Genomic DNA, 15,818 nt, shown 5'->3' on the forward strand with positions numbered 1-15,818 from the left:
ATGGGAACACCGGACTTTGCGGTTCCGGTACTCACCGGGTTAACAGAAAAAGGTTATGATGTCAGCCTTGTCGTTACACAGCCGGACCGGCCAAAGGGCAGAAAGCGGACACTCACTCCGCCTCCAGTAAAAACTGCAGCTGAAGAATTCGGGATTCCTGTTTTCCAGCCGGAGAAAATTAAAAATGAATGGCAGGAAATAGAGAAATATACCCCTGATATAATTGTTACCGCCGCTTTCGGCCAGATCCTTCCTAAGGAGCTGCTTGATATTCCGCCACTTGGATGCATCAATGTGCATGCCTCGTTACTGCCGAAATATCGCGGCGGAGCCCCGATTCATCAGGCGATCATAGACGGGGAAAAGGAAACAGGGATAACAATCATGTATATGGCTGAAAAGCTGGACGCAGGAGATATCCTGAGCCAGCAAGCGATACCGATTGAAAAAACAGACACGACCGGAACGATGCATGAGAAACTTAGTATCGTGGGAAGGGACCTTCTGCTGGAAACATTGCCGCAGCTTGAAGCGGGCACAATTACAGCGGAGGAGCAGGATGAATCGGCAGTTACATACGCGCCTAATATATCTAAAGAACAGGAAGAAATACGGTGGGAACGACCTGCATCCTCTGTTTATAATCAAGTAAGAGGACTCGTTCCATGGCCGGTTGCCTATACAACATGGGAAGGAAACCGGATGAAAATCTGGTGGACGGAAGAAAGCGCCCTGACTTCAGAGGCCTCTCCTGGAACAGTTGTAAAAATTGAGGAAGAGGCTTTCTATGTTGCCTGCGGGGAAAACACAGTATTGAGAATAGACGAAATTCAGCCTTCAGGTAAAAAGAGAATGGATGTAAAAACTTTCCTTCTTGGAGCTGGCAAGAACTTATCTGAAGGTGCAAGATTAGGAGCAGACAATGAAACAAGGTAATGTGCGAGAAGCAGCTCTGGATGTTCTGTTAAAAATTGAGAAAAGTCAGGCATACAGTAATCTGCTGCTTAATGACACGATAAAAAAAACAAAACTGAATCAAAAAGATATTCCGCTGCTTACGGAACTTGTATACGGAACTTTGCAGTACAAGAAAACACTGGACTTTTATCTGAAGCCTTTTTCAAAGCGGCCAATTGAAAAGCTGGAATTGTGGGTGCTGATTCTTCTTCGTCTGACTTTGTATCAGATTGTTTATCTGGACAGAATACCTGAGCGGGCTGCCGTCCACGAAGCCGTGCAAATAGCCAAAAAGAGAGGCCACCAGGGAATTTCGGGGATGGTAAACGGTATTCTAAGAACAATTCAGCGAAAAGGGCTTCCTTCTTTTGAAACGATAGAAGATTCTGAGGAGCGGCTCGCGGTAGAAACGAGCCATCCGGAATGGCTGATAGCCAGATGGACAGATCAGTTCGGCAAAGAACGGACAAGGCTGATGTCACAGGCTAACTTAAAACATCCTCTTCATACTGCGCGGGTAAACACTGTGAAAACAGACAGAGATACAGTAATAAAAAGTCTGCAGGAAGAAGGAATTGAAGCAGAACCAAGCAGCAGGGTTCCTGATAGTATTGTAGTTAAAAAGGGTTCACTCAGCGGGACAGAAGCTTTCCGTAAAGGGTGGCTCACCATTCAGGACGAAGGCTCTATGCTCGTAGCCTTCGCACTGGCACCTGCAGGGGGAGACAGAATATTAGATGCCTGTGCAGCGCCGGGAGGCAAATCCACCCATATTGCAGAAAAAATGAACGACGAGGGAGAAGTTGTTTCTCTCGATATTCATAAGCATAAAGTTGGTCTGATAAAAGAACAGAAAGAACGTCTTGGTTTAACTATCATCTCTCCGCAAGTAATGGATGCGCGAAAAGCCCACGAGTTTTTTGAAGAAGAGGCTTTCGATAAAATTCTGGTCGATGCCCCCTGTTCAGGTCTTGGGGTCATACAGCGCAAGCCGGATCTGAAATGGACGAAAACTCCGGAAGATGTTGCCCGCCTGTCCAGTATACAGAAGGAAATTCTGAATGAAGTATGGCCGCTCCTGAAAAAAGGAGGACGCCTTGTCTACAGCACGTGTACAGTAGATAAGGAAGAAAATGAAGCAGTTATTGATTCATTTGTTGAGGCTCATAAAGATGCTTCATTTGACAACGGATTTTCAGGCAGGCTGCCTGAAAGCTTTCAGCAGTCTGCCGGAGCTGGAGAAGGGAAGCTCCAGCTGTTTCCAGGTGAGCATGAGACTGACGGATTCTTTATTTCAGCCGTTGTGAAATCAGACAGCTGAGTTTTCTCAGACCGCCTTTAAAGGAAATAATGCCGCCTTTGGCGAAAAAATAATAAGTATTGCACAGTTTAATTATATGGTAGAAACCAAGTACCAAACACTTGGTTCAAATGTTCCCTCAAGGGAAAACAGCATATTGTCATTTTATTTAACATGCAGTATGAACATAGCTTCACCATTATCACCATACAGGGGAATTCAGAAACAGAATGTCCTGACCAGACGTCTGTTTCTGTCTGGTGGAGAGGAAGAAGAAACGAGGGGATTTGTTATATGGAAGCAGTTTTTCGTACAGATGTAGGGAGGATCAGATCCCACAATGAAGATGACGGATTTATATCCGAACAATTGAACGGGCAGATGCTTGTCCTTGTTGCCGATGGAATGGGAGGGCATCAGGCTGGTGACGTTGCGAGCAAAATGACTAAAGATATACTGCTGGAGAAGTGGCAGGAAAACAATCGGCCGCTGAACCCGAAAGAAGCTGAAAAGTGGCTGGAGGATTCGATATACGAAGTGAACCGGAGGCTTTTTGAGCACGCTCAGAAACACCCACAGTGTAAAGGGATGGGAACCACCCTTGTAGCTGCCATATGTACTGATCAGTTTATTTCCCATGCTCATGTAGGTGATTCGAGAATTTACTTAAAATCGGAAGGTCAAATGAAGCAAATTACATCTGATCATTCCCTCGTAGCAGAACTTGTCCGCTCAGGGCAGATCAGTGAAGAGGAAGCACAGAATCATCCAAGGAGAAACGTCGTATTAAGGGCCCTCGGTACAGAGAGCAATATTAAAGTTGATGTAAACACGATAAACTGGGATCCGGGTGCTTTATTAATGCTTTGTTCTGACGGGCTGACTGATATGCTTCCTGAAGACGAGATTTACCATCAGATAACAGATAAGGGTGAGCTGGAAAAGCTCGCAGAACAACTGATACAGATGGCAAATGATCGTGGAGGGGAAGACAATATCACAATTGCGCTGATCCGTCACACCGGGGATTTAAAGGAAGTGACTGATCGATGAAAGAAAAGCGTATAAATGACCGTTACGAGCTGCTGAGGCCAGTGGGCGGCGGAGGAATGGCTGATGTTTATTTAGCAAAAGATATCATTCTTGACAGAGAAGTGGCTGTAAAAGTCCTGAAACCTCAATTCTCAGGGGACGATGAATTTATCAGGCGTTTCCGGCGGGAAGCGCAGGCCGCAACAAGCCTTTCACATCCCAATGTGGTGAATATATACGATGTTGGGGAAGAGGACGATCTGTATTATATAGTAATGGAATATATCAGCGGTGATACGCTGAAGGATTATATCCAGAAAAAAGGAAAGCTGAGTGTGGAAGAAACAGTCAGCATTATGGAGCAGATTACAGCTGCAATCGGACATGCTCATGAAAACCGGATCATACACCGGGACATTAAACCTCACAATATACTCATAGGCTCAGACGGGCAGGCGAAAGTTACGGATTTTGGTATTGCAAGAGCAATCAGTGAGGCGACGATTACACATACAAATTCTGTTCTGGGTTCCGTTCATTATCTTTCACCTGAACAGGCAAGGGGAGGCCATGTAACCAGCAAATCCGATATTTATTCACTGGGAATAGTAATGTATGAAATGCTCAGCGGGGCAGTCCCTTTTAATGGTGACACAGCTGTATCTGTTGCAATCAAACATTTGCAGGAACCTCTGCCATTTCTCCGTGATAATGAACCATCCATACCTCAAAGTGTGGAAAATGTAGTTCTGATAGCCACAGCGAAAGACCCTCAAGCCAGATATGACTCAGCGGACCAGATGGCAGAGGATCTGACTACCGTCCTGTACCCTCAGAGAGAAAATGAAAAGAGAGCGGTTCAGGGTGAACAGGATACGGAAGCCACAAAGGCAGTGCCTGTGGTCCTCAGCGGAAATGAGAAAGATAATGAACAAACGATGATACACAATAAACCAGCAGGAAAAAATCCGCCAGCTGGCGAGGACGACTCAGGGAAACACGACAATAAGCAAGAAAAGAAAAAACGAGGGAAAAAGTTCTGGATAACTGCAGTAGTAGTATCTCTGCTGGCCATAGTCATTGCAATAGCTATTCTGCTGCCAGGCTGGCTTAGGGTCGATGAAGTTACTATCCCCGAAGATCTGGTCGGTATGGAGTACGAGGAGGCACTACAGGAACTTGCCGCCCTTAATCTGGAGGTGGAACCGGAGTTCCGCTTTGATGAAGAAGTGGAAGAGGGCATAGTACTGGCCCATTCTCCAGGATCAGGTGCAACTGTAAAAGTAGGAACAAGCGTGAGGCTTATTGTAAGTGAAGGTTCTGAGCCGGTTGAAATGCCAAACCTTGTTGGTGAATCATTAAGCTATGCAGAACAACTGCTGGAAAATTACGAACATGTAGAACTAAATTACCAGGAATCAAGCGAATATGATGAAGACACTGTTTTGACCCAGTCACCAGAGGCTGAATCCATGGTTATTCCAAGCGAGACTACTGTTACTCTTACAGTAAGTGAGCGTCCGGTTTATATGATGGCAAACTTGTATGGAATGTCAAGGACTGAAGTTCTGGAGACACTTGAAGATAATGATTTAATCGTTCTTGATTTTACAGAAGAGTACCATTCTACAATTGAACCAGGGAAAGTTGTTTCACAAGACCCTCCCAGGGGAACTGAAATTCGTGAAAGAACTACTGTGAGAGTTGTATTTTCTGCTGGACCGGAACCAGAACCAGAACCAGAACCGGAGCCGGAACCAGAACCAGAACCGGAAAATGAACCGGAAGAACAGCCGGTATCAGCCAGTGTTCCGTTTGATGTCAGTATCCCTGACTGGGATGGAGACGAGGAAGACCGACCAGTTTACAGAGTAAGTATTTCCGTTATTGATATGAGAAGCGAAGAACCGAGACAGGTAATAGACAGAGAAGTATCCGAAGATGAAAGGTTTCATATAGATATGAGGGTTGCCCCCGGTGAATCAGGCTATCTTGTTGTCATCGTTGACGGTGAAGAGCATGAAGAATCACCGTATGAATACACCTATGAAGAATTGCAGGAGTATGAGTAAAAATAGCAGCTGAAAGATTATGAAAGATTAATATGTAATATAAAATACGAAAGGGAGGAATTTCATTGGTTTTTTTCGGAGGTACGAATGGCTCAAGGTAGGATTGTAAAGGCGCTAAGCGGGTTTTACTATGTAGAAAATGAAGATGGAATATTTCAATGCCGGGGGCGGGGGAACTTCCGGAAGCGGAAGATCACCCCGTTAGTAGGCGATACGGTTGAATTTGAAGCGGAAAATAAAACGGATGGATATGTTTTAGAAGTAATGGAGCGGAAAAACGAACTGATCCGTCCTCCAATCTCAAATGTGGAACAGGCAATACTGGTTTTTTCTACGGAAGAACCGTCATTTAGTTCCTTGCTCCTTGACAAGTTCCTCGTTCACGTTGAAGCCAATGACATCGAGCCTGTCATCTGCCTCTCAAAAATTGACCTGCTCGATGAAGTGAAGGAAGCGGAAATGCAGAGGGCGGAAAAAATATATAAAAAGCTCGGCTATGAAGTAATAAACACTTCCATTTATCTTGAAGAAACGATTGAGACTTTGAGGCCCTACTTAAAAGACAGAGTCTCCGTGTTTGCCGGACAGTCAGGGGTGGGGAAATCTTCTCTGCTGAATGCTCTCAGGCCTGAATTGAACCTGGAAACAAGGCCAATTTCCAAGAGTCTCGGAAGAGGAAAACATACGACCCGCCACGTAGAACTTATCCCGGTGGAGTCAGGGTATGTTGCGGATACGCCAGGTTTCAGCTCTCTTGATTTCCACGGCATAGAAGCGGAAGAGCTCAGCTATTGTTTTCCCGAGATGAGAAGCCGGGTGAATGACTGTAAATTCCGGGGCTGCACCCATATTAATGAACCTTCCTGCTCTGTAAGAGAAGCAGTAAAGGATGGAGAAATTGCCGACTTCAGGTACGAACATTATTTGCAGTTCTTTGATGAAATAAAATCACAAAAGCGGAGGTACTGAGATTATGGTAAAAATTGCACCATCGATTTTATCAGCGGATTTCGCCAGATTAGGCGAAGAAGTTTCAGATGTGGAAAAAGGAGGAGCTGATTACATTCATGTGGATGTAATGGACGGGCATTTTGTTCCAAACATTACGATCGGCCCCTTGATTGTGGATGCAATAAGGCCTGTAACCAGGCTTCCGCTGGATGTTCATTTAATGATAGAGAATCCGGATCATTTTATTCCCCAGTTTGCGAAGTCAGGGGCAGATATTATAAGCGTTCACGCCGAAGCTTGCACTCATCTTCACCGGACAATACATCTTATTAAGGAAAATGGATCGAAAGCCGGTGTCGTACTGAACCCGGCAACTCCGGTGGAAGCAATCAAACACATTATCGAGGATGTGGACCTTGTTCTGCTTATGACCGTAAACCCCGGATTTGGCGGACAGTCCTTTATTCCTTCTGTACTTCCGAAAATCGCCCATGTTCGTGAGCTGGTAAACAGAACGGGTAAAGAGATTGAAATAGAAGTGGACGGAGGAGTTAACCCGGACACGGCAAAACAATGTATTGAGGCTGGTGCAAATGTGTTAGTAGCCGGTTCTGCCATATATAACAGCCGTAACAGAGAGCAGGCTATCTCGGCTATCAGAGGAACCATTTAAACGTTTGGAAACTGCAGGTTACCCCTTTTATCTGAGGGGGCCTGTTTTCTTTGTTCTGGCTTAATTTTTTAATGTTTTTTCAGTTTGGAAACCGCACATGTTTTAACCTTTATCATATGCTAATGAATATCCGGGCAGAAAACAATGGGTATGATTTTCCGCCGCCAGAAGGAAGATAATTACGGATTTATTTTTTTGTCCGAAAAAGGCAGAAGAGGCTGGTTTTCTAAGTGCCGCCGCACAACTTGCCTTATTTGAGAAGATGTATCTTCAGAAAAAGGGTACTATTTTCTGAAGGATGAATATAATGGGTAATAACGAAACACGTATTTATTCTTAAACTTTATGTCCTGTTCTGGCCATGGAAGCTCATTTGAGGAGGGGGAAAAATGAAGTTTTATACAATTAAACTGCCAAAGTTTATTGGCGGCTTTGTAAGAGCATGTCTGGGAGCCTTTAAGAAGGGTTAAATGCTGTATTGCAGTACGGACAATCCTTTCCATCCTGAATTTAATTGAGGTCATGGTAAGAGCAGATACACCGGGAATTCTGACTTCTTCCATGAACAGCAAAAAACGGCGCAAGAGGCGCCGTTTTTTAGTACAACTATAAAGAGAGGGAGTTCTGAATTCCGTCTCTTTTCATTTAATATTAAACGCGTTCAACTTTACCAGATTTAAGCGCTCTTGCAGAAACGTATACACGTTTTGGCTTTCCGTCTACCATGATACGCACTTTCTGAACGTTAGCACCCCAACGGCGTTTCGTTGCGTTTAATGCGTGAGAACGCTTGTTTCCTGTTTTAGGGCCTCTACCCGTAATTACACATTTACGTGACATAGTTTTTCCCTCCTTCGTAAAACCGGTCAAATTCCAAGTCTTCACTAATCAAGTTTCATAACAAACACTAAAACATCTTAGCACAGGAAAAAAAGAATTTCAAGTAGTATAAATTTTAGTTTAAAGGTTATCCCCTTGACAGCAAGCGTGACAGACAAGATAATAATATATTGTGCCGTCTTGTTCCTACAAACCAGCAGGAGTAAGTTCTTTAAACATACCGTTATTTTGTCAGACCTGATTTACGGCCGGGGATTGATTATACATAAATTCTTTACGCCAGAACAGGGAACAAGCAGCATCAGCCGGTTATTCTAATAGTATGATTAGGCACCCATCAGAGGTGCCTTATGAAATGGCTGATTTCGACAGTTATGGCAGGGGGATGGACTGCAGCGGAAGCGTCCCGGTTTAATACTTTTATCCGCTGCAGCCGGCAAATAAAGAAATCCTTTTCAAGTTTTCTTTTAAATTAATTTTTTTTATAGTAAAATTACACTAGCCATGAGGAAAACATCCAAAGGGGGGCTTTTGCATGACCATTGAAATGAAAACGAACTACGGAACAATTGACGTTTCAAAAGAAGTGGTAGCTGTTATTGCAGGCGGAGCGGCGATCGATTGCTACGGAATTGTGGGAATGGCTTCACAAAAGCAGCTTAAAGACGGAATTACCGACCTCTTAGGCAGAGAGAATATGGGACGCGGAGTTGTAATACGGGAAAAAGAAGAAGAGGTTTATATTGATATGTACATTATTGTAAGCTACGGAACTAAGATTTCAGAGGTAGCGCACAATGTCCAGTCCAAAGTAAAATACCAGCTGAAACAAATGCTGGGCCTGGAAGTAAGTTCGGTAAATATATTCGTACAAGGTGTACGTGTGACAAACCCATAGTTAGGAGGAGCATTCGTGACGATCAAGATAATTGAAGGAGAAAAGTTCGCCCAAATGTTAATTGAAGGAGCGAACAACTTATCCAACAATGCGAAATCCATCGATGCCTTAAATGTATTCCCTGTACCAGACGGAGATACAGGAACAAATATGAATTTAACAATCACTTCAGGTGTCAAGGAAGTTAAGGCACAGAGCAAGACCCATACAGGACAGGTGGCAGGTTATTTTGCCAAAGGACTGTTAATGGGAGCAAGAGGAAATTCCGGTGTAATATTATCACAGCTTTTCCGCGGTTTCTCCAAATCGGTGGAAGGGAAAGAGTCAATAGGAAGCAAAGATTTAAGTAAAGCCTTCGCTTACGGGGTAGACATGGCATATAAGGCTGTTATGAAGCCGGTGGAAGGAACGATCCTTACTGTGGCTAAAGACTCAGCGAATAAAGCCGTGGAATTCGCCAAAAAAAATGACGATACAATTGCGCTTATGGAGGCTGTTGTAACGGAAGCAAAGGCTTCTTTAGAGCGCACACCTGATCTTCTGCCTGTATTGAAGGAAGTTGGGGTAGTGGACTCCGGAGGACAGGGGCTTGTTACGATCTATGAAGGCTTCCTCGCTGTGTTAAAAGGGGAGAAAATCGCCGAAACAGAGGTACAGGGGCCAAGTATGGACGAGCTTGTTAAGGTGGAACATCATCAGTCTGCTCAAAGCCATATGTCCACAGAGGACATCGAATTCGGGTACTGTACAGAAGTGATGGTGAAATTTGAAGAAGAAAAAGTAGAGGAAAACCCATATAGTGAAACTGATTTCAGAGAAGAACTCAGCGAACATGGCGATTCCCTGCTTGTCGTTTCTGACGAAGACCTCCTGAAAATCCATATTCACGCAGAGTATCCCGGCAATGTAATTTCTGCCGCTCAAAGATATGGTTCTCTCGTCAATGTGAAGATAGAAAATATGCGGGAACAGCATACGAGCATCCTTCAGCAGGAAAGCCATTCTGCTGCTGCTCCATCTGTACCTGCAAAAGCGGAGAAAACCGAATACGCCGTAATCACTGTAGCAATGGGGGAAGGAATTTCCCAGTTATTCAAGAGCCTCGGCGCTAAGCGTGTTATCGAAGGCGGCCAGACAATGAATCCGTCAACAGAAGATTTTGTTAAAGCGATTGAAGAGAGTAACTCTGAAAAAATCGTACTGCTTCCGAATAACGGAAATATTATTATGGCTGCTGAGCAAGCTGCCTCGGTTTCCGACAAAGATGTTGTCGTAGTTCCTTCAAAGTCTGTTCCTCAAGGTTTAGCTGCCCTGCTGGCATTCAATCCTGCAGCTGATCTGAAAGATAATGAAGAAGAAATGAAGGAAGCCCTGTCAACAGTTAAAACCGGTGAGGTAACATACGCTGTCCGGGATACAAGTATTAGCGGTGTGGAGATTAAAAAAGGAGATTTCATGGGCATTGTCGAAAAAGATATAGTATCCACCGACAGTGACGTACAGGGTGTTGCAAAAGAGCTTCTGAGCAAAATGGTGGATGAAGACAGTGAAATCATTACGATTATCCGAGGAGAAGACCGTACAGAGGAAGAAGCGGACGAACTTGCTTCATATCTGGAAGAGCAATACAAGGATGTGGAAGTAGAAGTCCACGAAGGAAACCAGCCTCTATACTCATACATCATCTCAGTGGAGTAAGAGGATAAATTAAACAGGGGGTTGCGTTTATGGGAAAAGTTTTAATAGTCACCGATTCAACTGCTGATATACCGAAATCTCTGCAGGAAGAACTGGGAATAACAGTTGTGCCTCTGAAAGTCCACTTTGGTGAAGAGACTTTCGAAGATGGAGTCGATCTAAATCCTGGCCAATTTTATGAAAAACTAAAGAAAGCAGACCAGATTCCAACAACATCTCAGCCAACCCCGCATCAGTTTGAAGAGGAATACCGCCGCTTATCAGAAGAAAATCCTGAAAGTGATATTATTTCCATTCACTTGTCATCTAAACTGAGCGGTACATACCAGTCTGCTTATATAGCTTCCCAGACGCTTGGAGAAGAAATTCCGGTTACTGTGGTTGACTCAAAGAGGGCTTCTTATGCTATCGGAGTAGTCGTTGTGGAAGCTGCAGCTCTTGCCAGGAAGGGAGCTTCCAAAGACGAAGTAATCTCGAGGATTAACGAACTCCTTGAAGAAACTACCGTGTTTTTCATGGTTGACACCCTTGAGTACCTGGAGAAAAACGGACGAATCGGTAAAGCGTCCGCGGTACTAGGCTCCTTGCTGAAAATTAAGCCAATTCTTTCTCTGACAGAAGAAGGGGAAGTTTATCCGTATGAGAAAGTGAGAGGCAATAAGAAAGCTGTCGCAAAAATTCTGGATGAATTTGAGGACCGCTTCGGCAATGATCCTGTGCACGTTGGAATCTCCCATGCGGAAGTACAGGGAGAAGCCGATGAGCTTATGGAAAAAATTAAGGACCGGTTTAATGTAAAAAAAGAAATAGTTACAAATATCGGGCCAGTAATAGGCACCCATGTAGGCCCTGGCACAATCTCTATTGCATTTGGCAGGAGCAAAATGTAACACTTTGGAAACAGCCCTGATCTAAGGAATTATCCTGAGATCAGGGTTTTTTCCTGCTTAACTACTTTTATTCCTGCAGTGAAAGCTGCTGACATCTTTACATTCAGCATCTTAAACCGGCGATAACCTGTCCAGCCGGTTATGATAGCCCTTTTTCCCGCAATTTGTTAATATATACATAGTATTTTTGATTAAATGTGTTATTGTAATTAAAGAGAGTTTCCAGGGAGGAATTCGTAATGAAATACAGAAGTGTTTTTGATATTATCGGCCCGGTTATGATCGGGCCGTCAAGTTCACATACAGCAGGGGCCGCCAGAATCGGCCTCGTAGCAAGACAATTATTCCGCGCTGAACCAGCATGGGTGTCCTTTCACTTATACGGATCTTTTGCAAAAACGTATCAGGGGCATGGGACAGATGTCGCTCTTACAGGTGGAGTTTTAGGATTCGATACTTCGGATCCCCGCATTACCGATGCTCTTAATATTGCAGATACTAAAGGTATGAATGTATCCTTTCATGAAGAGGAAGCTCAGCCCGACCATCCGAATACTGTGAAGATTCGTCTCGGAAACGGGGTTCAGGAACTGGAATTAGTGGGTATTTCCATAGGTGGGGGAAAAGTTGAAATTACCGAACTGAATGGTTTCCCATTAAGGCTGAGCGGTAATCACCCTGCCATACTGGTCGTCCATAATGACCGGTATGGTGCAATCGCTTCCGTTTCCAGCCATCTTGCAAAATACGAAGTCAACATTGGACGTATGGAAGTTTCCAGAAAAGATGTGGGGAAAGAAGCATTAATGGTCATTGAAATGGACCAAAATATCGGAGAAGATATTTTAAAAGAAATTGAAGCGCTGGAGCATGTTGAAACAGTAACTAAAATAAACGAGTAAGACTTCAGCACCAAGGAGGTTGCATCATGTTTCGCAATGTTGAAGAATTGGTTGCTATAGCCGAAAAAGAAGGTATTCAGATTTCCGAAGTGATGATTCGCCAGGAAATGAAAATACACGATCGTTCCAGAGAGGAAGTTATTGCCCAGATGGAACGAAACCTTGATGTAATGGAAAAAGCAGTACACAGGGGTATTCATGAAGAAGTGAAATCCTTGTCCGGCCTTACAGGCGGAGACGGAAAAAAACTGTACGAATATATACAATCAAATGATACGCTTGCTGGTCCCCTCATGCTTGACGCGGTGGCAAAAGCAATGGCTACAAATGAAGTGAATGCTGCTATGGGAACAATCTGTGCAACACCAACCGCAGGTTCAGCAGGTGTAGCGCCAGGTGTGTTGTTTGCTCTTAAAGATAAGCTAAATCCAACAAGAGAACAAATGGTAAGATTTCTTTTTACTTCCGGAGCATTTGGATTCGTGGTAGCCAACAACGCATCGATCTCAGGTGCTGCAGGCGGGTGCCAGGCAGAGGTAGGTTCTGCCACCGGAATGGCGGCAGCTGCTGCAGTAGAAATGGCAGGGGGGACACCGCAGCAGTCAGCGGAAGCGATGGCGATCGCGCTAAAAAATATGCTCGGATTAGTTTGTGACCCTGTTGCGGGATTAGTGGAAGTTCCTTGTGTAAAAAGAAATGCTGCAGGTGCCTCGGGCGCTATTGTGTCCGCGGACCTGGCATTAGCCGGAATTAAAAGCCGAATACCTTGTGATGAGGTAATCGATGCCATGTACCGTATTGGTCAATCCATGCCGTCAGCATTGAGAGAAACTGCTGAAGGAGGACTGGCTGCAACACCGACCGGCCGTAAATACCAGGAGAAAATATTCGGCAAGTCTGCAAAGGTGTGATAACTAATGGAACAGCCAATTACAGAGATTCACGGAGTAGGCCCCAGGAGCTATGAACAGCTGCAGGCCATGGGGGTTTACACTGTAAACGATTTGCTTGATCACTTCCCGTTCAGGTACGAAGACCATGCAATCCGCCCGATTATGGAAGCCCAGCATAATGAAAGGGTTACTGTAAGAGGAAAGGTACACAGTGAACCATCTCTTAGATTTTACGGGAAAAATAAGTCCCGCCTGACCGTTCGCGTTCTCGTGGACGGTCTCTTAGTGCAGGCTGTCTTCTTTAACCAGGCGTACTTAAAAAAACAAGTTCGTCTTGGCGATACGATTATCCTGAGTGGTAAGTTCGATCGTAACCGGCTGATGATAACAGGAGGGACTATAAAGCAGGAACAAACTGACGGACCTGGACAAGGTCTGGAACCTGTTTACTCGGTGAAAGGCGATTTAAGGATAACTACCTTAAGAAAGTTGATCAGGCAGGCAATACAGCAATTCGAAGGAGAAATTGAAGAGATACTGCCTCCACAGCTTCTTGCTGCATACCGTCTGCTGCCACGGGAAGAAACTATCCGGGAACTGCATTTTCCTTCTTCTCCTGCACAACTGGGACAGGCAAAACGAAGAATGATTTATGAAGAACTGCTTCTTTTCCAGCTGAAAATGCAGATGTACCGCAAAATAGAGCGGGAAGCAGACGAAGGCCAAAAGAAAGAATTTGAGACAGAACTAATCAGAGATTTCGTCAGAGAGCTGCCATTTTCCTTAACCGGAGCACAAAAAAGAGTGCTGAAGGAAATTATTGATGATTTAAAAAGTGACTACAGAATGAACAGGCTTCTTCAGGGAGACGTGGGTTCAGGAAAAACAATCATTGCAGGCTGTGCCTTATTTGCTGCTGTACAAGCAGGTTTCCAGGGGGCGCTGATGGTGCCGACTGAGATTTTGGCAGAGCAGCACCTGGAGTCTCTAAAAGGACTGCTTGAACCTCATGGAATTAAAGTAGCCCTGCTGTCCGGATCGGCAAGAGCTAAAGAGCGAAGAGAGATCCTGGCTGACTTAAAGGATGGAAAAATAAACGTTTTAATAGGCACCCATGCGCTTATCCAGGAAGGGGTCGATTTCCATCACCTTGGTCTCGTTATAACGGACGAGCAGCACAGATTTGGTGTGGAGCAAAGGAGAATCCTGAGGAAAAAAGGCGTACGGCCTGATGTTCTCTTTATGACAGCAACTCCAATACCACGTACGCTTGCCATATCTGCTTTTGGCGATATGGACGTTTCCGTAATCGATGAAATGCCAGCCGGGAGAAAGCCGGTGGATACAAGATGGGTGAAGCCGGAAGTTCTTCCTAAGGTGATTGAATTTATAAAAAAAGAAATCAATAAAGGGCATCAGGCTTATGTAATCTGCCCCCTGATTGAAGAATCAGAAAAACTCGATGTCCAGAATGCGATAGATGTACATTTTCAGCTCCAGCAGGCGCTTCCGGATATAAATGTGGGCTTAATGCACGGACGCCTTTCCTCCCAGGAGAAAGATGAAGTGATGAATGAATACGCTGAAAATCAGGTTCAGGTCCTTGTCTCTACTACTGTCGTAGAGGTAGGAGTCAACGTTCCTAATGCCACAGTTATGGTCATCTACGACGCAGAAAGGTTCGGGCTTGCACAGCTTCACCAGCTGAGAGGCAGGGTAGGAAGAGGAGATGCTCAGTCCTACTGTATACTGCTTGCTAATCCAAAGACAGACGTTGGCAAAGAAAGAATGTCAATCATGACAGAGACAACAGATGGCTTTGAATTGTCAGAACGGGATCTGGAACTTCGGGGTCCAGGAGACTTTTTTGGGGCAAAACAAAGCGGACTCCCGGTATTTAAAGTTGCTGACATTGTAGAAGACTATCGGGTGCTTGAGGTGGCCAGGCAGGATGCGGTAAAGCTCGTTCATTCAGAAACATTCTGGAATGGGCAGGACTATGCAAAACTCCGGCAGTATTTAAAATCTGAGGGTATCTTTTCAGAAGAAAAACTGGACTAATAAATATTTATTGTTGAAAAGTACAGTACTACAAATATATACTACTATTAGTACCTAGTCATAGAAACGTGGAAGTGAGAAAATGAAAATATCTAAAAAACAAAGACAGCCGATGTTAAAAGAGAAAATTGCCGAAAATCCGTTTATAACCGACGAAGCATTAGCGGAGGAGTTTAAAGTCAGTGTACAGACAGTCAGGCTGGACAGACTTGAGCTTAATATCCCTGAAGTCAGAGAGCGTATAAAACATGTTGCTAAGCAGCAGTACGACACAGTTAAAGCACTCCCCATTGAGGAGGTTATCGGAGAAGTCATTGATCTTGAACTGGATAAGCACGCAATTTCCATCCTGGATATAAAGGAAGAGCATGTTTTTTCAAGAACTGGCATTGCGAGAGGGCATCATCTTTTTGCACAGGCAAATTCTCTGGCCGTCGCTGTAATTAACGATGAACTGGCATTGACCGCAGCAGCAAATATGTCCTTTAAAAGGCGTGTTAAAGTTGGGGAGCGTGTCATTTCAAAAGCGTACGTAACGGATATCCGCGAGGACCGCACCTTCGTTGAAGTAAACAGCTACGTTGGCCAGGAGCTTGTTTTTCAGGGAGAGTTCTCCATGTTTCGACAAGAACAATAAATTAAGGTTGGTGT

The 15,818-nt window shown here is 44.5% G+C and carries 16 protein-coding genes; 15 read left to right on the forward strand and 1 reads right to left on the reverse strand.

Features of this window, described 5'->3' with window-relative positions; all coding sequences use genetic code 11:
- From fmt to spoVM, 8 genes are all read left to right on the forward strand, one after another.
- Positions 1 to 936, forward strand: a 936-nt coding sequence (fmt, locus tag BK582_RS13365; protein WP_078595514.1) for a methionyl-tRNA formyltransferase, incomplete at its 5' end; no start/stop codon positions are given.
- A complete protein-coding gene (gene rsmB / locus BK582_RS13370) occupies positions 923 to 2,278 on the forward strand; it encodes a 16S rRNA (cytosine(967)-C(5))-methyltransferase RsmB (protein ID WP_078595515.1) in 1,356 nt (451 codons plus the stop codon). The genes fmt and rsmB, both read left to right, overlap by 14 nt.
- 76 nt (positions 2,279 to 2,354) lie before the next feature.
- Positions 2,355 to 2,579: a hypothetical protein gene (locus BK582_RS27665; protein WP_218190726.1), complete on the forward strand. Its 225-nt coding sequence runs from the start codon at positions 2,355 to 2,357 to the stop codon at positions 2,577 to 2,579.
- A complete protein-coding gene (locus tag BK582_RS13375) occupies positions 2,552 to 3,310 on the forward strand; it encodes a Stp1/IreP family PP2C-type Ser/Thr phosphatase (protein ID WP_078595516.1) in 759 nt (252 codons plus the stop codon). Before BK582_RS27665 ends, BK582_RS13375 begins: the two co-directional genes overlap by 28 nt.
- Entirely contained in the window at positions 3,307 to 5,361 is a 2,055-nt protein-coding gene (gene pknB / locus BK582_RS13380; RefSeq protein WP_078595517.1) for a Stk1 family PASTA domain-containing Ser/Thr kinase, read from the forward strand. The genes BK582_RS13375 and pknB overlap by 4 nt, the downstream gene beginning before the upstream one ends.
- An 87-nt stretch (positions 5,362 to 5,448) precedes the next feature.
- On the forward strand, positions 5,449 to 6,330 hold the full coding sequence (gene rsgA / locus BK582_RS13385) for a ribosome small subunit-dependent GTPase A (protein ID WP_078595518.1): 882 nt from the start codon (positions 5,449 to 5,451) through the stop codon (positions 6,328 to 6,330).
- A 4-nt stretch (positions 6,331 to 6,334) separates the two neighbouring features.
- Positions 6,335 to 6,985 carry a ribulose-phosphate 3-epimerase gene (gene rpe / locus BK582_RS13390; RefSeq protein WP_078595519.1) on the forward strand — a complete coding sequence of 217 codons (651 nt, stop codon included), beginning with the start codon at positions 6,335 to 6,337 and terminating at the stop codon, positions 6,983 to 6,985.
- Positions 6,986 to 7,374: 389 nt separating this feature from the next.
- Positions 7,375 to 7,455: a stage V sporulation protein SpoVM gene (gene spoVM, locus BK582_RS13395; RefSeq protein ID WP_078595520.1), complete on the forward strand. Its 81-nt coding sequence runs from the start codon at positions 7,375 to 7,377 to the stop codon at positions 7,453 to 7,455.
- A gap of 181 nt (positions 7,456 to 7,636) precedes the next feature.
- On the opposite strand, the gene rpmB is transcribed toward spoVM, so the two are convergent.
- A complete protein-coding gene (gene rpmB, locus BK582_RS13400) occupies positions 7,637 to 7,825 on the reverse strand; it encodes a 50S ribosomal protein L28 (RefSeq protein ID WP_078595521.1) in 189 nt (62 codons plus the stop codon).
- A 535-nt stretch (positions 7,826 to 8,360) separates the two neighbouring features.
- On the opposite strand from rpmB, the gene BK582_RS13405 reads away from it, so the two are divergent.
- The 7 genes from BK582_RS13405 (at position 8,361) to fapR (ending at position 15,804) form a co-directional block, all read left to right on the forward strand.
- Positions 8,361 to 8,723, forward strand: a complete 363-nt coding sequence (locus tag BK582_RS13405) for an Asp23/Gls24 family envelope stress response protein (protein ID WP_078595522.1) — start codon at positions 8,361 to 8,363, stop codon at positions 8,721 to 8,723.
- A gap of 15 nt (positions 8,724 to 8,738) precedes the next feature.
- Positions 8,739 to 10,421, forward strand: coding sequence for a DAK2 domain-containing protein (locus BK582_RS13410; protein ID WP_078595523.1), 1,683 nt, complete (start codon positions 8,739 to 8,741; stop codon positions 10,419 to 10,421).
- Between the two features lie 29 nt (positions 10,422 to 10,450).
- On the forward strand, positions 10,451 to 11,311 hold the full coding sequence (locus BK582_RS13415; protein ID WP_078595524.1) for a DegV family protein: 861 nt from the start codon (positions 10,451 to 10,453) through the stop codon (positions 11,309 to 11,311).
- A gap of 239 nt (positions 11,312 to 11,550) precedes the next feature.
- Entirely contained in the window at positions 11,551 to 12,213 is a 663-nt protein-coding gene (gene sdaAB, locus BK582_RS13420) for an L-serine ammonia-lyase, iron-sulfur-dependent subunit beta (RefSeq protein WP_078595525.1), read from the forward strand.
- Positions 12,214 to 12,239: 26 nt separating this feature from the next.
- Positions 12,240 to 13,124 carry an L-serine ammonia-lyase, iron-sulfur-dependent, subunit alpha gene (sdaAA, locus tag BK582_RS13425; RefSeq protein WP_078595526.1) on the forward strand — a complete coding sequence of 295 codons (885 nt, stop codon included), beginning with the start codon at positions 12,240 to 12,242 and terminating at the stop codon, positions 13,122 to 13,124.
- Positions 13,125 to 13,130: 6 nt separating this feature from the next.
- The gene (gene recG, locus BK582_RS13430; protein ID WP_078595527.1) at positions 13,131 to 15,167 is read left to right on the forward strand and encodes an ATP-dependent DNA helicase RecG; all 2,037 of its coding nucleotides are present in this window, start codon (positions 13,131 to 13,133) and stop codon (positions 15,165 to 15,167) included.
- A gap of 82 nt (positions 15,168 to 15,249) precedes the next feature.
- Entirely contained in the window at positions 15,250 to 15,804 is a 555-nt protein-coding gene (fapR, locus tag BK582_RS13435; protein WP_078595528.1) for a transcription factor FapR, read from the forward strand.
- Positions 15,805 to 15,818: the final 14 nt, after the last annotated feature.

Source organism: Evansella clarkii, from assembly GCF_002019695.1.
Taxonomy (GTDB): domain Bacteria; phylum Bacillota; class Bacilli; order Bacillales; family Salisediminibacteriaceae; genus Evansella; species Evansella clarkii.